This window comes from Streptomyces sp. NPDC029014 (genome assembly GCF_055564695.1).
Genome location: NZ_JBVHVT010000009.1, coordinates 42,268 through 66,769, shown reverse-complemented (window position 1 = coordinate 66,769; position 24,502 = coordinate 42,268). Strand labels below are relative to the sequence as shown.

The window sequence follows — 24,502 nt, the reverse complement described above, 5'->3', positions numbered from 1 at the left end:
TGCTGTGGCGCTACGGGGGCACCCACCGGCCCTCGTCGTGTCGAGGGGTGGGCGCGGCCGAGTCGAGTCGCGGTCATCACGGCTCGATATCTACAACCATTCTGTACAGTCTGGTTGTAGATATTCGGTCGACGGTTCGGAAAGGACCCGCAGTGAAGCTCACCAAGCATGCGCATGCCTGCGTCACGCTCGAGAAGGACGGAACCCGCCTGGTCGTCGACCCCGGCATCTTCACCCCGGACGCGGCAGAGGCCGTCACCCGGGCTCACGCCGTCCTGATCACCCACGAACACTTCGACCACTTCGACGAAAAGCTCGTCGCCGCCGCTCTCGAAGCCCAGCCCGGGCTGCAGGTCTACGGCACAGCCACGGTCGCAGCCACCCTCGGCAGCCGCGATGGCCGCGTCCACGCCGTCGCCGCGGGCGACACCTTCAGCGTCGGTTCGATCACCGCCACCGTCCACGGCCACCGCCACGCGCTGATCCACGCCGACATCCCGTGCCCCGACAACGTCGGCTACCTCCTCGACGACGGAGCCGTCTACCACCCCGGCGACGCCTACTTCGCGCCCGACGCTCCCGTACGGACCCTCCTGCTGCCGACCAGCGGCCCATGGACAAAGCTCGGCGAAGCCGCCGACTACGTCCGCACCGTCAAGCCCGAGCGCGTCTTCCAGATCCACGAACTCATGCTCAGCGATCTCGGCCAGCACTCCACCGCCAATCTCCTCGGCGAGAAGGGCCTGACCGGCACCCCGATCGACCGCCTCGAGCCCGGCACCACCGTCCAGCTGTAACACCTCGTTCCCAACGGATGCGGAGCCGGCGCCAGCCGTGGGCCAGGCGATGGCTTCCACAACCCACCGGTGGACGCCGAAGCCGAAGCCCTGCGGGATGCCGCGGCGGGCGATCGCAGGTTTGACGCCGGTCGCCCAGACCAGGCGGCGGTACTTGTCGTGGCCGCGGTCGGCCAGGAGTGTGTCCGGCCGGCTGCGGGCACGTCCGACCCGGCCGCAGCCTGGAGGACGAGCAGTCCGTGGACGACGGAGGCGAAGCCCGTGGGGCCGAACCAGCCGCCACCAGCTTCTGCCTGGCGCTCGAAGCCTGTGCCGATCAGCGACACCAGGAGGGAGGCAGGGCGGATCAGCACGATCGCCAGGATGACCGCCACGTACCCGCCCAGCGACAGGTACCCGAACAGCAGCAGCAGGTCGGTCCGGCAGCGGCGATGAGAAGCAGAACCACCGGCAGGGCGAGACCGTCGTTGATGCCGCTCTCGACGTTCAGCAGGTGCCGCAGCCTGGCCGGCACTTCCTTGCGGCCACGATCGCGGAGGCGAAGACGGGGTCCGTGGGCGCGAGGACCGCGCCCACGAGGAAGGACGCCGTCCAGTCCAGGGCCGCCAGGTAGTGGGTGATCAGCGCCGTGCTGGCCATAGACGAGCGCCCGGATTCCTGCGGTCGCCGACGTAGCGGATCTGCCTGCCCGGCCGAGGCCGAGTGGGCGAAGCCGTCGGGGTGGGCCCTGGTTGGACGGGTGAGGGGCGCGGAAGGGATGGGCCGCGGCGTCGGCTTCGGCGGCGCGTTCCTCTTCAAGGAGCGCATAGTGACGTTCTCTTTGCTGACCAGAGGTCAAGCTGGCCGGTCCGTTCCCGGCGGCCGTCTGCGTAGGGCGGGCCGGCGGGGTCGCATCCTGACAGCCGCCATCTGTGTGGTCTGCTCGGCCGGCATTGGCCCTGTCGCCGTCTCCGGCACGGCTCACGCGCAGGGCGAATGCATCACCACCGGCATGACCACCACGTGCACCTACACCGAGACCGGAGAGCACAGCCTGCTCCTTCCCAACGGTGTGGGCACGGTCGACGTGACCGCGGTCGGCGCTGCGGGAGCGGCCGGCAACAGGCCGGGCAGCGGAGCCGGCGGCAATGGGGCGCAGGTCACGGCGACCGGTGTTCCCGTTGCAGCGGGCAGCACCCTGTACGTCGAAGTCGGCGGCACCGGCACCGGCACGGGCACGGGCGGCTTCAACGGAGGCGGCGCGGGCGGAGTCCGCGGGGCTTCCGCGGGTGGCGGCGGCGGAGGTGCGAGCGACGTGCGCACCGCTCCCAACAGCACGCCACTGAGTACGAGCGACACGCGTCTCGTCGTCGCCGCGGGCGGTGGAGGAGGCGGGTCGACGGGCACCGCCGGAGGCGGAGGCGGAGGAACGGGAGCGGGCCCCGGCGGTCTTGGCGGCGCCAGTTTCGGCCCGGCTCCAAGTGGTGTCCCTGGGGCCGCGGGCGGTGGCTTCGGCATCGGCGGCGGCGACGGAGGAGCCGGTGCCACCACGCCGGCAGGCCCGGGCCCGGGTGGGGGCGGCTTGGGTGGAGCCGCTGCTGCGAATGTCGCCGGCGGCGGCGGGGGTGGCGGCGGAGGCGCGGCCGTCTTCTCAGGCGCGGGCGGTGGTGGCGGTGGCGGGAACACCGGTGGCACCGGAGGCGGGGACGGCGGGTCGCCCGGCAGCGCTGGAGCGGGAGCTCTCGGGGTCGGCGGCGAGGGTACTGCTGTGGGCCTTACCGGCGGTGGCGGGGGCGGTGGCTACTACGGTGGTGGCGGCGGCGCGAGTTCCCCCGACGCTGCTGCAGGGGGTGGAGCGGGGGCGTCGTTCGTGGTGCCGGCAGGCGTCACACGGACCGCAGCTCCCGCCACCGTGGCCACCGCGAGCGTCACCATCACCTTCACCGTGCCTGTCGTGCCCGCGACCTGTGCCACCAGCCCCGCCGTCCTGCAGGCCCAGGGCTTCAACGTCATCACCGGCAACGACCAGAACAACATCCTGGCCGGCACCGCGGGGCGGGACGCGATCTTCGGGCAGGCCGGCAGCGACCTCATCGACGGCCGCGGCGGCGATGACCTGCTGTGCGGGGGCGACGGCAGCGACTTCCTGCAAGGCGCCGACGGCAGCGACAACCTCTTCGGCGAGAACGGCAACGACGCCCTGGACGGTGGCACCGGCACCAACTCGAACAACGGCGGCCCCGGCGCCGACGCCTGCTACCGCCCCGCCACCGGCCCCGGCGCCACACAGTGCAACCCCTGACCCACCAGACGCCGCGAGAACCCAGAGGACGCGGTGGCATCGATCGCGGCGAAGGGCGTGCCGACGCGGCCCCAGCGGCGCAGCACCCGGCGGGACACGGCACTGAGTCACCCGGCCACCTGCCGGGACACGGCCGACGTGAACGTCGTGGAGGCGTTGGGGGAGGAGCGATCGTGCAGGGACCAACGCCCGAACACGGAGGCCTCGCATGATTCAGCCGATACCCCGCCCGCTGTCGTGGTGGGTGCGATCGGTGATGCGTTGAGGCTCCAGGCCGGAGCGCCAGAGCCGGTCCTGGAAGGCAGCTTCGGCGACGACGGTTGTGCCCGCTCGCAGCACCACGCCGATGACGCGCACCCGTGGTGGTCATCGTGCCGATGACCGCCACCTCTGCGTCTGTTCTGCCGGCACGGGGATCGGCCACTGACCGGCACGCGAGCACGGGCCGTCGCCCCATGACGGCCCGCATCGCCGGGCGACGGCCCCCGCCGCGCATGGACCGTGGACACCCAGTCAGCGCTGGCGGGTGAGGATCCCGGTTGCCAGTCCGGTCTGGTAGCGCACCCGGTCGTCGTCCAGCAGGGTGAGCGTCTGCTCGCCTATGCTCTTGCACCTGCCGCTGGGGATGCTCTCGGTGACCACCGTGTCGAGTTCGATCGTGCTGGAGTCGGCGGCCACGAGGGTGCCCGTTCCTCTGCACTGGATCGCGCTGCCGGTCGCGGTGCTGGTGGTGCGAGTGGTGACCATCTCGTCACCGACCTTCCCCTGCCGGATGGTCATGCGCCGACGGTGTTCCCCAGTGTCGTCACTGATGGATCCCTCCCACACACCCAGGAAGACCGCCGGCACGGCGCCCGTGGAAGAAGAGGACACCGTGGGCGCCTGGTCCGGTGCCTGGCCGAGTGCCGGGGATTGCGGTGGGGTGGTGCGCGGGCTCTCGGCCGGTGGAGGGGAGGAGCCCGGCGTCTTGGCGGAGGTGGTCCATGCCGTGGCTGCGATGCCCAGGACCGGTATCACGATGCCGATGACCCACCAGGCCCATCCGGGTGGACCGCTCCCCGGGCTGCCTGACCGCGAGGGCTCTTGCTCGACTTGCGCCGTCTCCTCGTCACGAGCGTGGCTCACTGCTTCGACTACCCCTCCCACAAAGGACTCTGAGCAAGGCTAGCCAGGGACGCGCAGTCCCCGGCCCGAAGGGACGGATCCGGCTCGGCGAGGCAGCGGGGTCCGCCGTCGTCGAGAAGACGGCGCCGGACCGAGCCCTCAGACGCCGGGGATCTCGCGGGCCGCGAAGGCCGCACGGACCTGCCGCGCGGCCGCGGCGCCGTACATCCGCTCCGCGGTCGCGACCGTCGTCCGGGCCGCGTCCGCGAAACCGGTGCCGGGGGCGAAGCCGAACTGCGCGTTCACGATGATCCGGTCGGCGGTGCGGGCCCCGAGCGCGCCACGGATGTCGAACAGGGCCCGGGACCAGATCTCGCCGTCCGCGTGGACCTCGCCGACGCGGTCCGCGTAGACCTTGGTGCCGTCGATCCGGCGCAGGCAGTGCGGGGCGGCGCTGTAGCCGGTCGAGTCCCAGTCGGCGACGCAGCCCAGGTCGGTCCGGCGGGTCCATCCGTACCGGGCGCCGGCGTGCTCGCCGACCGCGACGGCCAGGTAGTCGCCGAAGGCCTCGCCGATCGCGCCGGCCTCGGGTGAGGCGCCGAACCCGGGCACTTGGGCCTCGTGCACCGAGTGGCCGTACTCGTGGACGATCACCTCGGCGTCCTCGGCGTCGTCGACCCCGCCCTTGCCGAAGCGGATCTCGTCCTTCTTGTCGGTGAAGAAGGAGTTGTCTGCGCCCCACTGGTTGATGCGCACGGGCTGCACCCGGTCGTTGGCGCCCGGCAGCTCGCTGCCGAAGCCCAGGGACTGGAGGTACTCCTGCGCCTCGTTGACCCAGAAGTAGGCCATGACCTGCTCAAACCGGTCGTCGTGCCGGGTGTACCCGGCGGCCTCGCCGACCTTGGCCGACGCGCCGGTGTCCGAGCGCACGGAGGCCCAGCGGCCGTGGAGCCCGTCGCCGGCGTCCAGGTTGCGCAGCGCGGCCAGAGCGTACGCGGTGGCGGGGACGGCGGAATCGGCGTCCTTGCCGTCGGTCAGTGCCTGGTCGCCCGTGGCCTGGACGGGGTTGACCATGAAGATCCGGCCCTGCGGCGCGGTGGCGCCGGCCGTCGGGGCCGAGGACTGTGCGGTGGCCGGGCCGGCGAGCGAGAAGAGCGCCACGGTGGCGGTGGCCGCGGCGAGCATGCCGCGGGGTGTGCGGCGGGTCATGGACATCCTCCTGTGGTGGGAAGGCGTGGGTGGGGCGGGTGTGATCCTCGCCCACCCGGCCCCGGCTTGAACAGACCCTGACAGGGTCCAAACCACCCCACCTGCCGGTCCGGCTGCCGGGGTGATGGGCCACCGCGGGCGAACGGGCGGCTCGGGAGGTAATCGCCGCCCTCACCTGAGCCGGCGGACGACGGAACGGGCGGCAAGCGTGACTCGGGCATGACGGAGGCCTTCACGGCCGTGGCCGCGCGCGGGCAGGCGACGGCGGGAGCGATCGGCGGGTCGAAGGGACTCCCCCTTATCGTCGATGTGACGAAATTGGTGGTATGGTCGGCTCATGAACGAAACCAGAGACGAGAACACCGACGCAGCCCACCCCGTCAATGCCGATGCGGACGCCGAACTCGCATGGAAGGCAGCCGAGTTGGCCACCGGATGGGTTTCGGCGAGCACACGCTTGACGGAGAGTCAGGGATGGACGCTCGTCGGTCTTCAGCACATGGGCTCTGGACAGGGGGAGATGTACGCCTGGGGCAAGCTGGGTGCCTGGCAGCGGCAGCTGACCGAGGCGCTGGCCGCGGACGACGGAAGCGAGGAGAGCCGCCATCGCGTCACGGAGGCGAAGCGGGCCGCCACCTCGGCCATGCGCGACATGCTGCTCGCCGGAATTCCCGCAGGGGTGGCGACCAACCGGATCTGGCGCGACGGGCTGGGACCCGATCCGCGCGAGGAGCTGCGTCGCTTCGTCGAAACGCACACGGGGGCGAGCCGCCCGAGCTGACCGGATCGACGAAGCCGGCCGCTGTCAGTGGCGGGCGCGAGGATGGGGACGTACCGCTGAACCGGCCACCTTCTGAGGGGTTCTCCATGTCCGTTTCCGTTTCCGGGCCCGCAGCCGACGCCGCGGCCGTCCCCTTCCCCACCGGCTGGTGCGCCACGGACCTGGGGAGCCTGCGACCGTGCGCATCCACCTACGAGGTGTACCCCCTGGAGAGCCTGCCGCCGCTGGAGGCCGCGCACCTCGACGACGGGTACGACTGGCTGGGCGGGGCGGGCGGGCCGCGATCCGAGCACACGGAGCATCTCGCGTCCCTGGAGCGGGAACTGGCCGGAGCCGGACTGGCGCTCCCCGAGGGCTTCGCCGCCTTCTACGGCAGCGAGCACCTCTGCCACGCCTTCGACGAGGTCTCGGTGACGGCCTGCTGGAGCCATCTCTCCGGCCCTCTGCGCAGCCCGGTCGAGGAGGGCGCCCGCCTCGTACGCTTCCTGCGCGACCAGCAGGACTGCGTCGTCTGGTACCTCTACCTGCGCCCCTCCGGCGAGGCGTTCGTGGTCCTCTCGCACCTCGAACTGGAGTCCGCCGGCTGGTGGGCGCAGGGGGAGCCGACCGAGGAGGTCAAAGCCGCGGTGGCCTCCTCGCTGATGCGGTGCGCCGACACGTTCGAGGAGTTCGCGTACCGCTTCGTCGTGGAGAACGAGCTGTGGATGCAGATGCACTCGGCAGGTGCCGAGAGCCCGCTCGCCCCCCGCCTCCAGGCGTACGCCGACCACTACGCGTCCGCCGCATCCTGACCCCGGCGGCTCCCTCCGCAGACCTGGGAGGCTGTCCCGTGCCGGGGCCCTCAGGGCCGGCGTCCGGCCCACGCCACGAGCCGGTCGATGGCCGGGGCATCGGGGCCCACGGCCACCACTTCCCCGAAGGGGATCAGTCCGCCGCGGGTTTCGGCCGGCAGCGCGCCACGTACGACGCCGATCACACGCTCGATGAGAGCTGGGTCCCAGTCCGGGGCCTGTCCGGTCGCCCTGGCCAGGTCCCAGGTGTGCACCGTGAGTTCGTGGGTGTAGACGGCCGCGGCGGCCGCGCCCGGCAGGACACCCATCGGCAGGCGCAGCTGCCGGCCGAGGATGCCCGGATCCGCCCACACCTCCGCGACCTCGCGGGCGCCCGGCACCCAGGCCGCCGCCCATGCGCCGTTGGCGACCTCGTCGGCGAAGGACGGCACGCTGAACGGGTCCTCGCCGCGCCCGATCACCGAGATCCGGCGGACGACGGCGACGAGGTGGCTCGACAGCCGCCGTACGTCGAACTCCTCACAGGGGGTCGGGGCGTCGTACTGCTCGGGCCGGACGGCGGCCAGCGTACGGCCCGCCAGCTCGACGGCCGCGGCGAGATCGGTCCGGGGATCGAACGAGGAGGGGGCGGCGACGGCACCGGTGGAGTCGGACGGGGTCTCGATGAGCTGCTCGGTCTTGTTCATGGGTTCATCCTGCAAACAAAAGTGGCCACCTTCTGGCCAGTTTTCCGAAGAGAATGTAAAGACGACGACGCGGCACCCACGAAGGAGGAAAAGGGGCACATGAGAGCCGACCGGCTGGTGGCGACCCTGCTCTTCCTCCAAGAACGCGGCCGCGTCACCGTCCCCGAAGTGGCCGCCGAACTGGAGGTGTCCGAGCGCACCGCGCGCCGAGACCTGGAGGCCCTGGCCGCGGCCGGCATCCCCGTCTACTCGCAGCGCGGCCGCGGCGGCGGCTGGTCCCTCGTCGGCGGGGCCCGTACCAACCTCACCGGACTGACTGCCGACGAGACCCGGGCGCTCTTCCTCGCCACCGGCCCCCTGTCAGCCACCCCTGAACTGCGTACCACGCTGCGCAAGCTGGTCCGGGCCCTGCCGCCGACCATGCGGGCGCAGGCCGAAGCCGCGACTCGCGCAGGGGTCGTCGACGCCACGGACTGGTCCCGCAACGCCGTCACCGCCGATGCCGCCCACCGCTCCGCGCTCCAGGGCGCCGTCGTGGACGGGATCCGCGTCCGCCTCGGGTACGCGGCCGTCGGTAAACCAGCCGGCGAACGCACCGTCGACCCCCTCGGGCTCGTGGCCAAGGCGGGCGTGGACTACCTGGTCGCCGGTACGGACAAGGGCCTGCGCACCTTCCGGCTCAGCCGGGTCACCTCCGTCGAGCCGACCGGCGAACCGGTGACCCGGCCGCCCGACTTCGACCTCGCCACGGCGTGGCGGACGCTGTCCGGAGCCTTCCAGGACGGCATGCACGCGGTGACCGCCCGGGCCCGCGTCCACCCCGACACGCTGGCCCTGCTGCAACGGTTCCTGGGCGGCCGCGTGCGCGTCGGCGGCCCGCTGCCCGACGGCTGGACCGAGGTATGGGTCGACGGCCCGGCCGCCAAGGCCCTGGCAGGACATCTGGCCGGGCTGGGAGCGGGGCTGGAGGTACTGGAGCCGCCGGAGGTACGGCAGTGGCTGGCCCGGATCGCCGCCGAACTCACGGGGATGTACGCGGGGGAGGAACCACACGCACACCACGTCCCGTAGCCGATGGCCTGACGCTGACCGGCGGGTCGTTGACGCCGAGATCTCGGGGGAGCCGTGCCGAGTTCGTCCACCGATTCCGGACCGAGCGGCCCCCTGCCCAACTTCCGTGACACACGGGAAGGTGCCTGTGCAAACGCGCCGTCACCCCCGCCTCGCAAGGCCACGGCGTCGGCACCCCGCCTCCACCACCAGCTGGTGACCGCCATCGCACCCGAGTGGTCCTCCCTCCTGGCCCACCCCGACAACCCCCACGGGCGCGCACTGTACGACCGCCTCGCCTGACCCGGATCTCGCCCTTGCTGGCCAGAAGCCCCAGCAGGCCGGTTGGCACTCCGTGCGGGTGCGCCGGTTGGTGGTCTCCTTGGGCACCCCGTTCCCTACGGTCCTGCCCCACCGAGCCGCCCCGGCCGCCCGGTCGCTGCGCGCTTCCACGCACGGGCGCGATGCCCACGCTCCACGGCCGACCACCTGCTGCTGCTCATGCAGGGCCAGCGCCTGGACGGCACGTCGGGCTCGACCCACAGGCGGGCGACGTTCGAGGACACCGTCGCAGCGTCCGCGCGCTCCCCGCGCACCGCGGGGGCGTGCTCGCTGCCACCGATCGAGGCGGTCACGAGGTGAGGATGCCGTCGAAGACCCCGTCGGCGAGGCGCCTGACCTGCCCCCGACAGCAACCGCGGCCGGACGCCGGCCCCTGATCGGGGTCGGCTCGCGACCGTACCCGCTCAACCCGGAGGGAGCCCGAACTTCACCGTCGTGATGCGGTCCCGCTGCCCACGGTCGAACACCACCACGGAGCTGGTCCCGGGGACCCTGGCCAGATCACCACGATCGAGCTGCCCCAAGAGCCTCGCCAGCCCCCGTTGGTGAAGGGCGAACACCCGTCGCGACGCAATCCGCCGACGAGCACGCTGACCCGACAACACCTCTCCAGGACCGACGTCCAAAACCACCAGGTGCAGGGGACGTCCGGCCCCGCGTGCGGTGCGGGCCAGCCACCAGCGCATCCAGCTCCTGCTTCCGCAGTCGTGGATCAGCAGGGGACCGCCGCAGCGCAGCTCGTCACGCAACCAGCTCATGTGTTTCAGCCGTGCCGCTGGCCGGTAGAGCGCATAGGGAAGCCATGCCGGCATCCACGCCTCGAACGACGAGCGTGTGACGCGGGGATCGACCACACAGGCGGAACCGGACCAGGCGCGCAGCAGGGTGCTCTTCCCACTGCCGGGAAGCCCGCAGACCACGACCGCCGCGTCGAACGGGTACGAGAGCCGTACATCCCGCCCGGCAGCTCCGCGCAGATCGAGCACCCCGCGCGGAGCCATGAGAGGGCTCGGGCACGGGCCGCCGGCACTGTGGCAGCGCGGCTACTGGAGCCAGCCGCGCTGTGCTGCTTTCAGGCCGGCCTCGAACCGGCTGGACGCCTCGAGGCGTTCCATGAGGCTTGACATCTGCCGACGTACGCTCCGGGCGGAGATGCCGAGCTTGCGGCCCGCGACCTCATCGGTGAGGCCGGAGGCGAGGAGCCGTAGCAGTTCCTGTTCAGCGGCGGTCAGTCCGCTCCGCTGGTCCTTGGTTCGATCGGCACCGAGCGGAATGGCGGAGTGCCAGATCTGCTCGAACAGCGCGACGAGTGAGGCGACGATTCCCGCCTCGTGAATGCACAGCGCACCGCGCTTGGTGTCGGCCGGATCGATCGGTGTCACTGCGACCCGGCGGTCGAAGACGAGCATGCGCGGTGGCAGCGTCGGGCAGGTGCGCACCATGCCGCCGCGTTCGGTCAGCCATCGTGCGTAGGTGAGGGTCGCGGGGTCGTGGCGCACGCTGTCCTGGTAGAGCGTCAGTACGGCTACGCCTCGCTCCAGGGCCGCTTCGTCCAGCGGTCGGGACGCGTCGAGGCTGGCCTGGGACTGGGCTCCGCCCGGCATCACCGAGAGGCACTCGCCGGCGACCTCCCGGGCGAGTACCTCCAGCGTGGCCTGGATGGCGTCCAGGCCCTCCAGGCGCTGTGTCGTCGTCGCTGGGAGGGTCGGTGCGGTCGGTCGCAGGTCGGCGTATTCGGCGATGGCGCGTGCTGCGGCCGCCTTGCCCAGTTCGAGCTCTTGGCGGCGGCGTACGAGCTCTTCCTCCTGGCGGCGCAGGATCAGCTCGAGACCGAGCTCGGGACTGACCGGCCGCATGACACCGAGCACGTCGCGTGAGGCACGCAGGAGTTTGAGGTCGGCGAGCCTGTCCAGGGCCTCGCGCACGGTGGTCTCGGTGAGGGCCAGTTGCGTGCAGAGGTCCTGCACGCTGCCTTCGGGATGGGCGAGCATGGCTCGATACACGGCTTCCGATGTGCTGTCCAGCCCGAGCGTGTCCAACATCTGCCAGCCCCCCGACTCGCAAAGCGATTAAAATCGTATCGATTCTAGGGTTCGGCTCGTCATCGATCAACCTGCTTGCTCGCGCATGCTGTCTCGGGCCGCATGAATTGCCGTCAGGTTGAACCCTCGGCGATTCGACGAGTAAAATCGCTGCCGCGCGTGCGGGGGCACGCTGCTCGCAGAAGGATTCGGAGCTGCCCGGGATGAACGCAGAAGAATCGGGTGACCGCTCACACCCGTCTTCGCTGCCCGACCGCGCCCGCAAGATCTCCGGGAGGCTCGAGGCACTGATCGCCCGGGAGGCCGCCAGGGCCGGAGGCAAGCCGCCGGTGTACCGGGAGCTCGCCGATCGGGTGAATCGGATCGCAGGACGCAGCGTCATCTCCAGGGACACCATCCGCAATCTGCACCAGGCCAGCACGCAGAAGGGGCAGCCCCCGAACCCGACGGTCGAGACACTGGACTGGCTGGGCCTCGCGTTCGGTATCCGTTCCGGGGCGACGTACTTCCTGGACGACGCCAAGGCGGCTGTCGTGGACGAACAACTGCTGGCCCTGGACAAGCTGGCGGAGCTCCGCGCGGCCACGGGGAACACCGGGGTCATCGGTCTAGCACAGCGCGCCTCGGGCCTGTCCGACAACAGCCTCGGCATGCTGGTCGCACTCGCCGAGAGGCTGAGCGCGCTCGAGGCGGAGGCCGAAGGCCGGCCGCCCGGTGCGATCACCGGGGACGCCGGTCAGTAAAGTGGGCGGGTTACTGGCCGCTGACCCGAAGGATCCACTCCAGCATGCCTGTACCCCGGGGTCTGCGCAGACGCTGTGAGAACATCCTGGCCGCTTTCGAACTGCCCGATCCATTCACCGTCGACTCGTTCCGCGACGCGTTGGCCCGGCATCGCGGACGCCCCATCGTGATGGAGCCGCTGCCCCCGCTCGGTCTCGATTCGCCGTGCGGGGCATGGATCAGCCTGCCCAGCCTGGACGTTGTCCTCTACGAGCAGCGGACCAGCCCGGCCCACCAGGACCTGATCAAACTGCACGAACTCGGTCACGTCCTGTGCGGCCACACCCCCAACGTCGAACTCGCCCGCCTGGCCGGGGCCCTCAACGAGCTCACCCCGGAACTGCTCGCCCGCACGCTCGGCAGAGCCCGCAGTAACTTCGACGACGTCGAGGAGCAGGAGGCCGAGATGATCGCCGTGCTCCTCGCCGACCTTGCCGGAGCCGACCGCGTCGGCACACCTTCCTCGCGCCGGTTGGCCTCCAGCCTCGCGCACCCCGTACGCCGCCTGCGACGCTGGCGAGGAGACTGATGTACACGGTCTACCAGTTCACCCTCCCCGCCTTGCTGTGGACGCTGGTGATGTGGCGCGCTCCCGCCGCCATCAGTGGCGGGCGCCCCTCACGGTTCCTCTGGGGCGTCCTTGCGGCGATCGCCGTGGCGCTGACGACCAGACCGCCCGCCGCGGAGCACCTCATCAGGAACACCACCGGCTCGCCCGACCTGTCGGTGCTCGTCAAGCACCTCGCCAGCCTGGCCTCGCACTACTTCATGCTCGAGTACGTGATCAGCGTCCACGGCCGCAGGCCACGGAGGTCGGCGACCGTCCGCCTGAGGCTTGTCCTGGCCTCGACGGCCGCACTGGCCCTCACGGTGCTGTTCGTCTTCTTCTTCGAGCACGACCCCGCCGCTCCGGCGGCCAGCGTGACCGACGACCACCTCGGCGACCCGGCGGTGCGCCTGTACGAAGGCATCGTCTACGCCTACTTCGCAACGGCCACCCTGCTCTCGGTGAAGCTTTTCTGGTCCAACCGGCGTGCCGTACCCCCGGGCCTGCTGCGCGCGGGAGTCGTATGCCTGGCCGCCGGCTGCGCGGTGGGTTTCGTCTACACCGTCTACCGGGTCATCTTCCTCGCCCAACAACAGAGCCGCCCGCACGACCCGCAGGCAGGGGTCATCGATCCCGTCTCGGAGATCCTTCCAGTCATCATGCTCGTCATGTTTCTCCTCGGGCTGGTCCTGCCGCCCCTGCAGACGCTGGTCCGCTATGTCCACGACCAGTACGCGCTCTGGCGGCTGCACCCGCTGTGGGCGGATCTGCTCCACGCCGTACCCGCGGTGGCCTTCGGCCCGCGCGCGGGCCGCGTACGCGACCTGTTCACCCTCGGGGACCGATCCCTCGACGTGGCACACCGTGCCTTCGAGATCCGCGACGCCGTCCTCGTCCTGCGTGACCGGTGCGCCCCAACCCGCCCCGAGGCAGCGATCGCCGACCCCGACGCGCTGCCGCCGGCGGCCGGCGGGTCGGACGCCATCGCGGAAGGGGAGTGGCTGGCCGCGGCACTCCGAGGGGCCCACGCCTCCCACCACACTCCCCTCCTGGGCGCGGCCAGATCCCCGAGCGAGGAGGTCGCATGGCTGCTCGAAGTGTCGGCCGCATACCGGCGGTCGTCACGCGACCGGGGGAGCGCCGCAGCGCTGGGCGAGGCCCCTTCGGCGGACGTGGCGTCCTGATGCGGCCAGGCCGGATGCTGACGGGCAAAGCGGCTTCCGGGGGTTCCTCGGGCTCGGCAGGATAGTGATCACCGGAACGGCGGGCGACATCAAGTCCCGGCCGTGAAGGGGGACCGACGCCCGAGCGCCCGATCCCGGTCACTATCACCGATGCCACCTTCTGGGGAACCGCCATGTCCAAGTCCGGCCGCCTGATCACCACCGTATTCCTCGCCTCCCTGCTCTCCGGCTTGGCGGCGCCGCTCGTGTCGAACGCGTACGCCGCAACGAGCCCGGGCGGCATCGGCTGGGACACCACCCCGGTGTACGCCACGGTGGCCGCGGCCGGCGCCCCCCACGACAACGGCATCGGCTGGGACTGACCCGGACATGGTGCCGGTCCATCTCACCCTGGTGCCCGCAGGAGGGGAAGCGCCCACCGAGAGCCAAGCCCACTCCCTCATCGACATCCTGTGGGCCCACGCCACGCCCGAATGCGGCATGGAACACGTCCGGACCCGTACGACTCGGACCGGCATCGGGATCGTCCTGTTCATCCGCGCCGCCAACGCAGACATCGCGCAGGCCAAGGCAGTACGCCTCATGACCGCCGCGCTCGCCGCCGGCGCCGCCGGCACCCGCGGCTTCTCGGTCGCGTTCCACCACTGATCGCAGCACCGCTCACCAAGTGGCGTTCCGCCGCAAGTGCCCGCTCCCAGTAGCACCGCCTTCCCAGGCCGAGGCGACCGGCATGGTTGCGGACAGTCGAGCACCCCCCATTTCGCCGAGAAACCTCGGCCAGCCGTTCATACAGCCTTGCTCAAGGAGATTCCGTTGTTCACCAAGTCCAACACGGTCCGCGCCACCGGTACTCTCGTGGCCCTTTCGCTCGCCACCGCCCTGCTCGCGGCCTCGCCCGCCGGCGCCCACGGCCTTCAGACCGGATCCATCGGCGGCAACACCAGGATCAGCGCCACCGTCGACGCGGACCGTCCGCAGGGCCAGCCGGGCCCCCTCAAGTCCGAGGGTGGGAAGAACTCGTTCTCCGCCTCGGCAACCGCGACGGCTGCGGAGGAGGCCGGTCCGATCAGCCGCAGCGACGTCATCGCCCGGGCCAAGACCTGGGTCGACGCCAAGGTCCCGTACAGCCAGAGCAGTTACCGCGGCGGCTACCGCACCGACTGCTCCGGCCTCGTGTCCATGGCCTGGAACCTTGGGGCCAATGCTTGGACCGGGAACCTCGACACCTATGCGAACCGGATATCGAAGAGCGAGCTGCGCAAGGGAGACATGCTGCTCTTCCACAACGCCGGCAACCCGGTGAGCGGTTCGCACGTGGTCCTCTTCGAAAGCTGGACCGACTCCTCCAAGACGTCTTACATCGGCATCGAGCAGACCCCGCCGAACGCCGTGCGCCGCGTGATCCCCTACGCGTACTTCAGCAACTCCGGCTCCTACATCCCGTACCGCTACAAGAACATCGTCGAGGACGCGACGGCCCCGTCGACGTACAGCGGTGACCTGCCGGTGTCGGGTCGTTGGAGCAACGGCTCGGCGACGACCGTGGGTGCGTTCCGGGACGGCACCTGGGCGCTGCGCGACGCGAACGGCGGGACGACGTCGGTGGGCTTCGGGCAGGCCGGGGATCTGCCGATGACCGGTGACTTCGATGGTGTCGGTCATGACCAACTGGGTGTGTTCCGGCCGAGCACGAGCACGTTTGTGGTGCGTCACGATGACGGCAGCGTCACTTCGCTCGTCTTCGGGCAGGCCGGTGACGTTCCGGTGCCGGGCACGTGGGACAACAACGGTCACGCCCAGATGGCGGTCTTCCGTCCCGGCACAGGTACGTTCATCGTCCGTCACGACGACGGCACTGTGACGACGGCGGCCCTGGGGCAGGCCGGTGACATTCCGATCGTCGGTGACTGGGACGGTGTCGGCCACACCCAGATGGGTGTCTTCCGCCGTGGGGCGAACGCGGGCGATCAGAACACCTTCATCCTGCGCCACGACGACGGCAGCTTGTCCCTCGCCGCCTACGGCGTCAAGGGCGACCTGCCTGTAGTCGGCGACTGGAGCAACAAGGGCCGCACCACCTACGGCATCTACCGGACGGGTAACGGCACCTTCGCGCTCAGCAACGCGTACGCCGGCACCGCTGACGCCGTCTTCACCTACGGCAACGGCGGCACCTGGTCCTGACCGCCCGCACCACCGGGGGGTGGGCCGAGCGGCCCCGGCCCGCCCCCGCACCCCCCACCAGGCACACCCACCACCTACACAGACCGATTGTGAGACCTGCTACATGTCCACCACATCCGCCGCTCCGTTCGCGTGCGCCACCCGCTTCGCCAAGGCGGCCCTGCTCATCGTCTGCACAGCTGGCGCCGCGGCACCGCTCCTGACCGCAGGCGCCGCCTCCGCCGCCTCCGTCACCACCTGGGACAAGGTCGCCATGTGCGAGAGCGGCGGCAACTGGAGCATAAACACGGGTAACGGCTACTACGGCGGTCTGCAGTTCAGCGCCAGCACATGGAAGGCGTTCGGCGGCACCTCCTACGCACCGCAGGCCGACCTCGCCACCAAATACCAGCAGATCACGGTGGCCGAGAAGGTTCTGGCCTCGCAGGGCCCCAGCGCCTGGCCCGTCTGTTCGACGAGGGCCGGCCTCACCAAGAACGGCCCCGCGCCGGTCTTCCCGACGGACACCAAGCCGTCCACGTATGGCGGTGATGTGCCGGTGTCGGGTCGATGGGGTGTGGGGTCGGCGTCAACGGTGGGTGTGTTCCGGGACGGAACGTGGGCGCTGCGGGATGCGAACGGCGGGACGACGTCGGTGGGCTTGGGGCAGGCCGGGGATCTGCCGATGACCGGTGACTTCGATGGTGTCGGTCATGACCAGCTGGGTGTGTTCCGGCCGAGTACGAGCACGTTTGTGGTGCGTCACGATGACGGCAGCGTCACCTCGCTCGTCTTCGGGCAGGCTGGTGACGTGCCGGTGCCGGGCATGTGGGACGCCAATGGTCACGCACAGATGGCGGTCTACCGTCCCGGCACGGGCACGTTCATCGTCCGGCATGACAACGGCACTGTGACGACGGCGGCCCTGGGGCAGGCCGGTGACATTCCGATCGTCGGTGACTGGGACGGTGTGGGGCACACCCAGATGGGCGTGTTCCGTCCGGGGACGAACGCGGGTGATCACAACGTCATCGCCCTACGTCACGACGACGGCAGTGTCACCACCGCGACCTACGGCGTCAAGGGCGACCTGCCCGTCGTCGGCGACTGGAGCAGCAAGGGCCGCACCACCTACGGCGTCTACCGGCCGGGCACCGCCAGCTTCGCCCTCAGCAACCTCTACGCCGGCGCCGCTGACGCCGTCTTCACCTACGGCAACGGCGGCACCTGGTCCTGAGCTTCCATGCTCGGCGCCGTTGTCGCCAGCTAGAGGTCAGGCGTAGCCGGACAGGGTCCACCCTGTCCGGCTACGCTGCTCATACGGCGAGCCGTAGCCGGGTTCCTACCCAGCCAGTGCCGGTGTCGCCAGTGCTGGTGGGCCTTCAGGACTTCGTCGCTTCAGGCGGTGTGCGGGAGGGTGCCGGCCGCTCTCGTCCAACCGAGTTGTTCGGCGAGGGCAGGGAAGCGGGGGCGTATCTGGCGGTCGCCGACGGTGACGAGCGCGGACGGGAGCGGCTCTCCCTTCCGGCCGTCATCGTTGACCAGCCACAGGAGCACGCCCTGGTCGTAGGCGTGGAGCCGGGTCAGGGCCGGCTGACGCTTGTGCATCTGGGCTCGGGTGGTGGTGGAGCCGGAGCGGGCGGTCTGCTCCAGCAGCGGCCGCGGGTCGGTCGCGTTCTTCCACAGCCGGGTCTCCAACGGATCTCACTCTGAGATGCAGGCCGAGTGAGCCTTCACGACCGGGCGGCACCGGGGCCCGGGCCGGGATGGGTGCGGGGACCGGGGCGGTGGGGGGCTTGGGCGGTGCGGAGAGCGCTGAGAGGGCGACGTCATGCACTCTCGTGCCCGTTCGCTCCCGCCGCCCGCCCGGATGCGGGCGGCCGTGGTGTGCGTGCCCGAGCCGCACCACACGGCGCTGATCCACCTGCCCGGGGAGTTTCGACGCCGACAATGGATTGCACCCCGGGTCACGTTCGCCGACACTGCGCTCCTGCACGCCCTCCTCAATACCCGCCAGCGGGTCGTACTGGCCGACCCCCTGCCCCGCCAGCTGGCCCCGTGCTCCAGGTCACCGACGCCACCACGGTGTGCACCCACGCTCCGGATGCGGACGCCGCGCACCGATGTGCGGGCGGTGAACCCGTGCCCGCCTCGTATGGGCGGTCCGTCTTGCGGTGCGGGGGTCGTGCGCGGTGGTGACCCTGTGCCCCGCCCGGGGCGGCGGCCATCTCGAGGTGGCGCTGCACTACGTGTTGAGCATGATCCCGGCTGGCACCGAGTCGATCGTCCTAGACACCGAACACGGCCCGAGCCGGCCCCGTGATCTCCGCCAGGCACAGGGTGTGGTCCGCGCGTATGCGGCGTCCACCGGCGCGCGTTTGGGACCCGACGCTGGACGTCGAGGCCGCGCGGGCGCTCGCGGCCGGAGCGGGCGCCATGACCCCCCGGGCCACGGCGCCGGTCGCGGGACCGCCAGCCGGGTTGTCGGGTTCGGGGCAGGAAGCGGTGGTGCTGCGCCGTGCGGCATCCGCGCGGGTGTTGCGGCAGCGGGCGGCGGGAATCGGGTTGGCTCGCCACGGCTACCATCCTTGCGACCCCTGACGGGCTGGGTGGCGGATGTGCGGGCGGGCCCGCTGGTCACCAGGCGGAGATCTACAACTACGTGCCCGAGCTGAAGGGCAGTCGCCTCGCCCTCGCCGAGGCGACGAGCACGCCGGAACTGCCCCAACCCAACAGGTCCGAGGATGATCACAGCCGTCTGCGGCTGGTGACGATCCTGCTGGCCAATTCCCTTGCTGGTCGGCGTGACACTCGTTGGCTGTGGGCGCAGGGCGCAGGGCGCAGGGCGCAGGGCGCAGGCGACTGGGCGCGCGGCAGTACGCCGAGCGGCACCGGCCAGGCCTTCGGCGGAGTGATCAGCGGGCTCGGAGGTCGACGGCATGCAGCACTACACCCGCGACACGTCCCCGGGCCATCCAAAGGGTCGACTACCTCGGTGTCCGCCAGACCAAGACGTGGGAAGCGGGGAAGGGTACGTGGTGTTGACCGGCATCCGTCCCGGGTGTTGTCCCCCCCCAGCCGGAGGGCCGGTTCAGACGGCGCGCATGCCTGCCCGGTGGTCCGGGTACCGGGGGGTCCAGCCGAGTTCGCGGGTCGCCTTCGAGTGGGAGACCCGCAGTCGGGTCTTCAGCATGAGCTCGCCGAGGTACGGGACCATCAGCCGCAGCGCCCAGCCGGGGAGCAGGATCCGGCGGCCGCCGCGCGCTGCGGCGAGCTCGCCCCAGTGAGACGGCCGGTCGTCGACGATGTTGTACGCCTCGCCCGCCCGTCCCCGTTCCAGGGCCGCGACGGTGGCCTCGGCGGCGTCCTCGACATGGACCCACGGCACCACGCCGCCCCCGCCCAGCGGGACGGGCATGGCCCGGCTCCCCGGGGTTGGGTCGAACCAGGTCCCCGGACCGTAGAACACCCCGTACCGCAGTGCGAGCCCCGCCACCTGATCGGCGGCGAAGAGTCGCCGCTCGGCCTCCAGGAGACCGGTGATCACGTGGTCGGCGACGGAGCCGCCGAAGACGCCGAACGGATCCTCCTCGGTGAGGAACCGGTCGCCGTGGTCGCGGTAGCCGTAGCCGAGGACGAGGGACTGGGTGAGGAATCGGCCCGCCCCTAGGACACCGGCCGCCTCCAGTAGGTTCGTCGTGCCGCGCCCGCGCAGCACGTTGCTGGGGTCGTCCGCGGTCAGCCTCAGCTTGGGCGCCTTGAGCGCGGTCAGCTGGTGGATCACCGCGTCCGCCGCCAGACCGTCCAGGGCGCGCAGCAGGCCGTCCCGGTCCAGCACGTCGGCGCGTACGGGCTCGGCGCCGAGGGCGTGCACGGCCGCGGCGGAGCCGCCCGTCCGCGCCAGTGCCAGCACCTCGTGCCCGCCGCGGATCAGGGCGCGGGTCAGCGGACGGCCTATGGCACCGGTCGCTCCGGCGAGCAGGACTCTCATCGTCAACCTCCTGGGACGGGCCTCACGGCCTCACGGGTACGACAAGAAGACAAGGGAGCCGTCCCGTTCGTGACACGCCACCCGCCCCCGGCCGGCGTGATCCGCGTCACGGTGTCCGCAGCCCGCTCGGCTTGTCCGTGTCGAACCGGAACCGCAGGGTTCGGAGCTCGCGAGCACCCGCAGGGTCACCGGCTCACCCCAGCCCCGCGAGCAGCCGGGCAGCGCGGCCAGCACCCACAGGCGGGCCAGCGTGACGGCGGTCAGGACCGTGCGGCGAGGTCGGCCCGGGGTGCAGCGCACGGTCACTGCGCCGGGTCCGGGAGCCGGGCGGGAGGGCAGTCGCCGACGATGGAGATCATCTGCTCCGGGAACCGGATCCGGGGCACGGCTCCGCAGAGCCGGCATCGGGACCCTCCGCTCGCCGAGGAGGTCCGACAGCTGGTCGCCGGCCACCGCGCCGGCCGGATCCAGGATCCGGTAGCCCAGTTCCATGGCGCGCCGGCGCAGCGCCGGGTTGTCGACCAGGAGCTCACCGAGCCGGTCGCCCGCTCCGTTGAGGGCGATGAACTGCGACCCGACGTGGTCGTCATGGACATCCGGATGCCCCTCCTCGACGGCGTCCAGGCCACCGCGGAGCTGGCGCGCGCCCTCCCCGAGGTCCGCGTTCTGGCCCTCAGCACCGTGGACGTGGACGAGTACGTGGTCGCCGCCCTACGCGCGGGAGCCCACGGCTTCCGCCCGAAAGACGTCTCACCGGAAGAACTCCGCCCCGCGGTCCGCACCGTGCACGGCGGCGAGGCGGGCGTCGCACCCGGGCTGCTATCCGCCTACGTTCGGACCCACGTCCCCGCCCGACCACGGCCACGGTTCCGCCCGGAATAACCCCGCGCGAGCGGGAGATCTGGCACCTCCTGGCCGCCGGCCTCGACAACGCGGAGATCGCCGCGGACCTGGACATCAGCGTCTCCACGGTCAAGAACCACATCACCGGCACCTTCGGCAAGCTGGACGTCCGCGACCGCGCCAAGGCAGTGATCGCGGCCTAGGAATCGGGCCGGTGAGGCGGGTTGCGGGAGCGGTTGACCCAGCCGCTACTACCAGGACGACCGGCTGCGCGCGGTTGACCGGACCGTGCCCTGAGCCCGGGAGTCCCCAGCCGTTGGTACGTCACGCGGGTCTGGTCTTACTTGACCGGCGAATGCCTCGACCCGCCCCGTCAGGGGCGTGGCCGCGTTCGAACTGCGCCGGGACGTGACGGTGTCGGAGAGGTGCACCCTCGGCGAGGGCTCAGCCCCGTCAGGCGCGTCCTGATGTGGGACCAAGCCGCGGCCGCCTGCTTCCACACGCGTCCCCAGGTGAGGACCGTGCTGATCGGTGTCGAGACCAGGGACGACTACGCGACCGCCTGGGACCGGACGCCTACGCGGTCCTCGCTGACTCTCCCCAGCGGGTGACGAAGTTCAAGGACGATGCGCCCCCGGCACCTCGCCGTCGGTTCGTGTCGCGGTGACAGCCAAGGTGGCGTATTGCATCGTGAAGCGGCCGCCTGCCGCGTCGATGGCGGCGCCGACACCGTCCAGGAGGTCCTCGAGCGCGTTCTGCGGAAGCCGGGTGAAGGCACCCTGGGTGGGCAGCTGATCCAGCCAGTCGTCGCGCGTGTAGGTATGGTCCCAGTCGAAACGCCACTGTTCGAGGTCAGTGAACGCGCCTGCTTCCCGGATCCCGTCAGCCGCCTTGGTGCAGAGCGCGGCGTACCCGTTCACGGCCGGTACCGTCCACTGACGTGCGGCGAGCGAGTCGGGCATCACGCGGCGGTAGACCTCGGTGAAGCTTGCCGCCACTTCGGGCGAAGGCCAGCCCGCGTTCCAGAACAGGGCCAGCCGACCGCGAGGGCGCAGGGCCTGCGCCGCTTTGGCGGCGCCGACGACCGGGTCCACCCAGTGCCAGGTCTGCGCGGAGACGACTGCGTCGAACCTCCGGCCGGCCGGGTCCCAGGTCTCGAACGCCGCCACCTCTACGTCGAGTCCGCGTTGCCGCGCCAGGTCGGCCATCCGGGCGTCGATGTCGACGCCGAGCACTCTCGCGCCTGCCGCTCCGAACTGCCGGGCCGCGATGCCGGTTCCACAGCCGACGTCGAGGACGTCGGGGCCGGGACTGGTTGCGAGGATCCGGTCCACCAGGGCTTGGGGGTAGCGGGGTCGACTCCGGTCGTAGCGTTCGGCGTTCGATCCGTATGACTCCGCTACGTTCCGCTGCTGATGAATTGCGGGTTCGGAACGAGGAGTTCTTTTCTCCGGCGGTAAAGTGGGCATGTGCCCACTATGAGTGGGCACATGCCCACTCGTCAATCGGAACGGGCCATCACGAGAAGAAGGAGATGCACGGTGCCCACAGGAGTTGCCATCCGCGACGTCCGCCACCAGCTGTTCGACGCCGCCGAGCGCGTCCTGCTCCGGGACGGGCCGAGTGCGCTGACCAGCCGCGCCGTCACCACGGAGGCGGCCTGCGCCAAGGGCGTACTGCACCGGCACTTCGCCGACTTCGACGCCTTCCTCGCCGAACTCGTACTGGACCGCATCGCCCGGCTCGACGAGCAAGCCGCAACTCTGTACAAGTCCGCCGGGACCGGCACCGTCGCCGACAATCTCACCCAGGCGCTCATCGAGCTGTTCGGGTCGACCGCAGTGGCGATCGTCAGCCTCGTCACCTCCCGCGACGGTCTGCGCTGCCGGCTGCGCGAGGTCAAGCCGACCGGCGTTCCGATCCTGACGGATGCTGCGAGCGCGATCGCCTCCTACCTCGCCGCCGAGCGTGAACTCGGTCGTATCGCTGCGGACGCCGACGTGGAGACGTTCGCTCCCGCCCTGATCGGAGCCGCGCACATGCTGTTGGCAGACAGGCGGGGCGTCCCCCCGAAGGCCGGAGACGTGTACAGGGTCGTGGCCGCAGTGATAGCCGGCGCCGAGTAAGAACGCGCGCTGAACTGCAGAAAGGCGTGCTGGGGGGGTGCCGGGTGCACCGAAGGTGCCAGTTTCCCGCGTTCACAACGCCAACGGAGTTGGCGGATGGCGCGCCGGCGAGTGCGGGCGGGGTTCGTGCTTGTTCAACACGGGGGTGGGTGCCTTCGGCTGGGTCGAGGGCCCGGCGGTGCGGGCGAGGCAGCACCCATGGCGAGCTGGTGGCCGCTGCCTTCAACCGGGCAGCCTGGCGCGCCAAAGACCGGGCGGCAACCGGTGGGGCCGACACGCAGCCGTGAGGTGTCCGGCATGCCTGCAACATCAACGGGTTCGGGTGTGATCGCATCCCGAGCGCGTAGGCTGCCCGGCTGGTGCCGGGCGGTCTACGGGGGTCGGGGGCGGACTCCGGTGGGGCGTACGTCGAGGCTGGTGAGTGCAGGGCGTCAGGCTGTGGAGGTGGCGCGGACACCCAAGGGGCATTTCGTCGCCGTCGGCAGCGTTTTCCGCTGCCGAGCCGGTGGGTCCCGGACTCGGTCGTACCTTCGAGGCAAGAGCGCATGCCGACTTGGGCTTCGCAGACCAGGCGAGTCCGAACCGGAAGGCGTCAGGTACGGGGTGCGGGCCGGGCGCCCACGCCGAGTGCGCGAGCAGCCCGGGATGCCGCCTGCGAGAGCCGTGACGGCAGCGAGTCGGGTGCGGGAATGGCGATCGGTCTGACTCGCCCGTTGTGCAGTGCGGTGAACCGCCAGGTTCCGGCGGCGCGGATCGCGACGAGCGTCTGCCGGGACAGCCGGCGCTCGGGGAGCTCGGCCCGCCAGGGCATCAGTACCGAGGCCGTGCCGTGCACGACGGCCACGTCCGGGGTGACGTACCGGATCGACTCGCACTCCCCGACCAGGGCCGATCCCGCGAGCACGCCGCGGAAGAGGCGATCGTGGTTGTCCACCACGGGCGTGCGGCCGATGGCGCGCGTGCCGTCGTAGGACACGTAGTCGCAGTCCTCGGTGAAGCAGGCGCCGTACGCGTCGGCGTCGTTGGCGGTCCAAGCCTGCATCAGGCGCGCGTACAGGCCGAGGATCCGGTCGTCGTCGGTGGGCATGGGACCTCCCGAGTGATATTGTTTCGACTCTCGAATATTACGATAACAGGAAGTTTCGAATGTCGAAAGATGAAATGCGGCGTGAGGTCGCGATGCAGCTCAGGCTGCTCCAGCAGAGCTTCGACACCTTCGACGAGGCCGTTGCCGCTCGGCTCCGGCTCAATCGCACGGACCTGCGGTGCCTCGACCTGATCCTCGGCGGCGGAGCGATGGCAGCCGGAGAGCTGGCGGTCGGCCTGAACCTGAGCCCGGCTGCGACCACCACCGTCATCGACCGCCTGGAACGCGCCGGTCTGGCACTCCGCGAGCGCGATCCGGGCAACCGGCGACGTGTCCTGGTGGCTGCCACCGACGCCGCGCGGGACATCGAGCGGGAGGTCTACCGCCCGGTTGGCGAGGCCGGGTTGCGCGCTCTCAGGGGCTACGGCGAGACCGAACTCGCCGTGATCCTGGACTTCCTGCAGACGGCGCGGCAGGTGCAAGAGGAGCAGGCGGGGCGGATCGGCCCGTCGGGCGGAGCTGAGGGATGAAGCGCGTCGGAGGTGTGGGCTCAACAGGAGCGGAATCCGGCTCAGATTCTGCTGGGCACTACGCGCGTGTCCAGCCGGACGTGCAGCGCACCGTCGACCGGGCGCCGCAAGCCGACCGACAGGCGGTGGACCTGCCCGTCAACGGCAGGTGCACACGCCACCACC

The 24,502-nt window shown here is 70.9% G+C and carries 24 protein-coding genes and 3 pseudogenes; 15 read left to right on the top strand and 12 right to left on the bottom strand.

Annotated features, from left to right (window positions below):
- Positions 1-152: 152 nt before the first annotated feature.
- Positions 153-797, top strand: coding sequence for an MBL fold metallo-hydrolase (locus tag ACZ4VL_RS07120; protein ID WP_468196828.1), 645 nt, complete (start codon positions 153-155; stop codon positions 795-797).
- A gap of 4 nt (positions 798-801) precedes the next feature.
- Here the strand turns inward: ACZ4VL_RS07120 and ACZ4VL_RS07115 are convergent.
- Positions 802-1,031 (bottom strand): annotated as a pseudogene (locus ACZ4VL_RS07115) (IS5/IS1182 family transposase); the annotation flags it as partial.
- Positions 1,016-1,424, bottom strand: a pseudogene (locus tag ACZ4VL_RS07110) (cation:proton antiporter domain-containing protein); the annotation flags it as partial. The pseudogenes ACZ4VL_RS07115 and ACZ4VL_RS07110, both read right to left, overlap by 16 nt.
- Positions 1,425-2,730: 1,306 nt before the next feature.
- On the opposite strand from ACZ4VL_RS07110, the gene ACZ4VL_RS07105 reads away from it, so the two are divergent.
- Complete coding sequence (locus ACZ4VL_RS07105) at positions 2,731-3,078, top strand: calcium-binding protein (RefSeq protein WP_468196826.1); 348 nt, start codon at positions 2,731-2,733, stop codon at positions 3,076-3,078.
- Positions 3,079-3,291: 213 nt separating this feature from the next.
- Here the strand turns inward: ACZ4VL_RS07105 and ACZ4VL_RS07100 are convergent, their stop codons facing one another.
- The 3 genes from ACZ4VL_RS07100 to ACZ4VL_RS07090 form a co-directional block, all read right to left on the bottom strand.
- Positions 3,292-3,435, bottom strand: a complete 144-nt coding sequence (locus ACZ4VL_RS07100) for a hypothetical protein (RefSeq protein WP_468196824.1) — start codon at positions 3,433-3,435, stop codon at positions 3,292-3,294.
- Positions 3,436-3,591: 156 nt separating this feature from the next.
- Positions 3,592-3,858, bottom strand: coding sequence for a hypothetical protein (locus ACZ4VL_RS07095; RefSeq protein ID WP_468196821.1), 267 nt, complete (start codon positions 3,856-3,858; stop codon positions 3,592-3,594).
- Between the two features lie 483 nt (positions 3,859-4,341).
- The gene (locus ACZ4VL_RS07090; RefSeq protein WP_468196818.1) at positions 4,342-5,391 is read right to left on the bottom strand and encodes a M4 family metallopeptidase; all 1,050 of its coding nucleotides are present in this window, start codon (positions 5,389-5,391) and stop codon (positions 4,342-4,344) included.
- Positions 5,392-5,728: 337 nt separating this feature from the next.
- Here ACZ4VL_RS07090 and ACZ4VL_RS07085 point away from each other — a divergent pair, with 337 nt between their 5' ends.
- The gene (locus tag ACZ4VL_RS07085) at positions 5,729-6,172 is read left to right on the top strand and encodes a hypothetical protein (protein ID WP_468196816.1); all 444 of its coding nucleotides are present in this window, start codon (positions 5,729-5,731) and stop codon (positions 6,170-6,172) included.
- A gap of 86 nt (positions 6,173-6,258) precedes the next feature.
- Complete coding sequence (locus ACZ4VL_RS07080; RefSeq protein ID WP_468196814.1) at positions 6,259-6,963, top strand: hypothetical protein; 705 nt, start codon at positions 6,259-6,261, stop codon at positions 6,961-6,963.
- 50 nt (positions 6,964-7,013) lie between these two features.
- On the opposite strand, the gene ACZ4VL_RS07075 is transcribed toward ACZ4VL_RS07080, so the two are convergent.
- Positions 7,014-7,649, bottom strand: coding sequence for a TIGR03086 family metal-binding protein (locus ACZ4VL_RS07075; protein WP_468196811.1), 636 nt, complete (start codon positions 7,647-7,649; stop codon positions 7,014-7,016).
- A gap of 99 nt (positions 7,650-7,748) precedes the next feature.
- Between ACZ4VL_RS07075 and ACZ4VL_RS07070 the strand changes: the two genes are divergently transcribed.
- Positions 7,749-8,720, top strand: coding sequence for a helix-turn-helix transcriptional regulator (locus ACZ4VL_RS07070; RefSeq protein ID WP_468196809.1), 972 nt, complete (start codon positions 7,749-7,751; stop codon positions 8,718-8,720).
- Between the two features lie 725 nt (positions 8,721-9,445).
- Here ACZ4VL_RS07070 and ACZ4VL_RS07065 read toward each other — a convergent pair.
- Together ACZ4VL_RS07065 and ACZ4VL_RS07060 are read right to left on the bottom strand one after the other, a co-directional pair.
- Entirely contained in the window at positions 9,446-10,027 is a 582-nt protein-coding gene (locus tag ACZ4VL_RS07065; protein WP_468196807.1) for a P-loop nucleotide/nucleoside kinase family protein, read from the bottom strand.
- A gap of 57 nt (positions 10,028-10,084) precedes the next feature.
- Positions 10,085-11,083 (bottom strand): helix-turn-helix transcriptional regulator, encoded by a 999-nt coding sequence (locus ACZ4VL_RS07060; protein WP_468196804.1) that lies wholly within the window; start codon positions 11,081-11,083, stop codon positions 10,085-10,087.
- 203 nt (positions 11,084-11,286) lie between these two features.
- On the opposite strand from ACZ4VL_RS07060, the gene ACZ4VL_RS07055 reads away from it, so the two are divergent.
- The 7 genes from ACZ4VL_RS07055 to ACZ4VL_RS07025 all read left to right on the top strand — a co-directional run bounded on the left by ACZ4VL_RS07055 (position 11,287) and on the right by ACZ4VL_RS07025 (position 16,997).
- Complete coding sequence (locus tag ACZ4VL_RS07055; RefSeq protein ID WP_468196803.1) at positions 11,287-11,826, top strand: hypothetical protein; 540 nt, start codon at positions 11,287-11,289, stop codon at positions 11,824-11,826.
- A gap of 44 nt (positions 11,827-11,870) precedes the next feature.
- Positions 11,871-12,395 (top strand): hypothetical protein, encoded by a 525-nt coding sequence (locus ACZ4VL_RS07050; RefSeq protein ID WP_468196801.1) that lies wholly within the window; start codon positions 11,871-11,873, stop codon positions 12,393-12,395.
- Positions 12,395-13,597 (top strand): MAB_1171c family putative transporter, encoded by a 1,203-nt coding sequence (locus tag ACZ4VL_RS07045; RefSeq protein ID WP_468196799.1) that lies wholly within the window; start codon positions 12,395-12,397, stop codon positions 13,595-13,597. The genes ACZ4VL_RS07050 and ACZ4VL_RS07045 overlap by 1 nt, the downstream gene beginning before the upstream one ends.
- 173 nt (positions 13,598-13,770) lie before the next feature.
- Positions 13,771-13,959: a hypothetical protein gene (locus tag ACZ4VL_RS07040; RefSeq protein WP_468196797.1), complete on the top strand. Its 189-nt coding sequence runs from the start codon at positions 13,771-13,773 to the stop codon at positions 13,957-13,959.
- A gap of 7 nt (positions 13,960-13,966) precedes the next feature.
- On the top strand, positions 13,967-14,245 hold the full coding sequence (locus ACZ4VL_RS07035) for a hypothetical protein (RefSeq protein ID WP_468196795.1): 279 nt from the start codon (positions 13,967-13,969) through the stop codon (positions 14,243-14,245).
- A gap of 165 nt (positions 14,246-14,410) precedes the next feature.
- Entirely contained in the window at positions 14,411-15,781 is a 1,371-nt protein-coding gene (locus tag ACZ4VL_RS07030; protein ID WP_468196793.1) for an NlpC/P60 family protein, read from the top strand.
- A 103-nt stretch (positions 15,782-15,884) separates the two neighbouring features.
- Positions 15,885-16,997 carry a transglycosylase family protein gene (locus ACZ4VL_RS07025; protein WP_468196790.1) on the top strand — a complete coding sequence of 371 codons (1,113 nt, stop codon included), beginning with the start codon at positions 15,885-15,887 and terminating at the stop codon, positions 16,995-16,997.
- 161 nt (positions 16,998-17,158) lie between these two features.
- Here the strand turns inward: ACZ4VL_RS07025 and ACZ4VL_RS07020 are convergent, their stop codons facing one another.
- A complete protein-coding gene (locus ACZ4VL_RS07020) occupies positions 17,159-17,458 on the bottom strand; it encodes a hypothetical protein (RefSeq protein WP_468196788.1) in 300 nt (99 codons plus the stop codon).
- 1,393 nt (positions 17,459-18,851) lie between these two features.
- Positions 18,852-19,751 carry an NAD-dependent epimerase/dehydratase family protein gene (locus ACZ4VL_RS07015; RefSeq protein ID WP_468196786.1) on the bottom strand — a complete coding sequence of 300 codons (900 nt, stop codon included), beginning with the start codon at positions 19,749-19,751 and terminating at the stop codon, positions 18,852-18,854.
- 564 nt (positions 19,752-20,315) lie between these two features.
- Between ACZ4VL_RS07015 and ACZ4VL_RS07010 the strand changes: the two are divergent.
- Positions 20,316-20,797 (top strand): annotated as a pseudogene (locus tag ACZ4VL_RS07010) (LuxR C-terminal-related transcriptional regulator); the annotation flags it as partial.
- Between the two features lie 414 nt (positions 20,798-21,211).
- Here ACZ4VL_RS07010 and ACZ4VL_RS07005 read toward each other — a convergent pair.
- Complete coding sequence (locus ACZ4VL_RS07005; RefSeq protein WP_468196783.1) at positions 21,212-22,063, bottom strand: class I SAM-dependent methyltransferase; 852 nt, start codon at positions 22,061-22,063, stop codon at positions 21,212-21,214.
- A gap of 72 nt (positions 22,064-22,135) precedes the next feature.
- On the opposite strand from ACZ4VL_RS07005, the gene ACZ4VL_RS07000 reads away from it, so the two are divergent.
- A complete protein-coding gene (locus ACZ4VL_RS07000; RefSeq protein ID WP_468196781.1) occupies positions 22,136-22,720 on the top strand; it encodes a TetR/AcrR family transcriptional regulator in 585 nt (194 codons plus the stop codon).
- A gap of 592 nt (positions 22,721-23,312) precedes the next feature.
- Here the strand turns inward: ACZ4VL_RS07000 and ACZ4VL_RS06995 are convergent.
- Positions 23,313-23,807: an SgcJ/EcaC family oxidoreductase gene (locus ACZ4VL_RS06995; RefSeq protein ID WP_468196779.1), complete on the bottom strand. Its 495-nt coding sequence runs from the start codon at positions 23,805-23,807 to the stop codon at positions 23,313-23,315.
- 59 nt (positions 23,808-23,866) lie between these two features.
- On the opposite strand from ACZ4VL_RS06995, the gene ACZ4VL_RS06990 reads away from it, so the two are divergent.
- Complete coding sequence (locus ACZ4VL_RS06990) at positions 23,867-24,337, top strand: MarR family winged helix-turn-helix transcriptional regulator (protein WP_468196777.1); 471 nt, start codon at positions 23,867-23,869, stop codon at positions 24,335-24,337.
- Positions 24,338-24,502 lie beyond the last annotated feature (165 nt).

Bases quoted from the DNA above. Each gene is read 5' to 3' on its own strand.
- ACZ4VL_RS07095 (WP_468196821.1), bottom strand. From the start codon at position 3,858: ATGACCATCCGGCAGGGGAAGGTCGGTGACGAGATGGTCACCACTCGC.
- ACZ4VL_RS07090 (WP_468196818.1), bottom strand. From the start codon at position 5,391: ATGACCCGCCGCACACCCCGCGGCATGCTCGCCGCGGCCACCGCCACC.
- ACZ4VL_RS07085 (WP_468196816.1), top strand. From the start codon at position 5,729: ATGAACGAAACCAGAGACGAGAACACCGACGCAGCCCACCCCGTCAAT.
- ACZ4VL_RS07080 (WP_468196814.1), top strand. From the start codon at position 6,259: ATGTCCGTTTCCGTTTCCGGGCCCGCAGCCGACGCCGCGGCCGTCCCC.
- ACZ4VL_RS07075 (WP_468196811.1), bottom strand. From the start codon at position 7,649: ATGAACAAGACCGAGCAGCTCATCGAGACCCCGTCCGACTCCACCGGT.
- ACZ4VL_RS07070 (WP_468196809.1), top strand. From the start codon at position 7,749: ATGAGAGCCGACCGGCTGGTGGCGACCCTGCTCTTCCTCCAAGAACGC.
- ACZ4VL_RS07060 (WP_468196804.1), bottom strand. From the start codon at position 11,083: ATGTTGGACACGCTCGGGCTGGACAGCACATCGGAAGCCGTGTATCGA.
- ACZ4VL_RS07055 (WP_468196803.1), top strand. From the start codon at position 11,287: ATGAACGCAGAAGAATCGGGTGACCGCTCACACCCGTCTTCGCTGCCC.
- ACZ4VL_RS07050 (WP_468196801.1), top strand. From the start codon at position 11,871: ATGCCTGTACCCCGGGGTCTGCGCAGACGCTGTGAGAACATCCTGGCC.
- ACZ4VL_RS07045 (WP_468196799.1), top strand. From the start codon at position 12,395: ATGTACACGGTCTACCAGTTCACCCTCCCCGCCTTGCTGTGGACGCTG.
- ACZ4VL_RS07040 (WP_468196797.1), top strand. From the start codon at position 13,771: ATGTCCAAGTCCGGCCGCCTGATCACCACCGTATTCCTCGCCTCCCTG.
- ACZ4VL_RS07035 (WP_468196795.1), top strand. From the start codon at position 13,967: ATGGTGCCGGTCCATCTCACCCTGGTGCCCGCAGGAGGGGAAGCGCCC.
- ACZ4VL_RS07025 (WP_468196790.1), top strand. From the start codon at position 15,885: ATGTCCACCACATCCGCCGCTCCGTTCGCGTGCGCCACCCGCTTCGCC.
- ACZ4VL_RS07015 (WP_468196786.1), bottom strand. From the start codon at position 19,751: ATGAGAGTCCTGCTCGCCGGAGCGACCGGTGCCATAGGCCGTCCGCTG.
- ACZ4VL_RS07005 (WP_468196783.1), bottom strand. From the start codon at position 22,063: ATGCCCACTTTACCGCCGGAGAAAAGAACTCCTCGTTCCGAACCCGCA.
- ACZ4VL_RS06995 (WP_468196779.1), bottom strand. From the start codon at position 23,807: ATGCCCACCGACGACGACCGGATCCTCGGCCTGTACGCGCGCCTGATG.
- ACZ4VL_RS06990 (WP_468196777.1), top strand. From the start codon at position 23,867: ATGTCGAAAGATGAAATGCGGCGTGAGGTCGCGATGCAGCTCAGGCTG.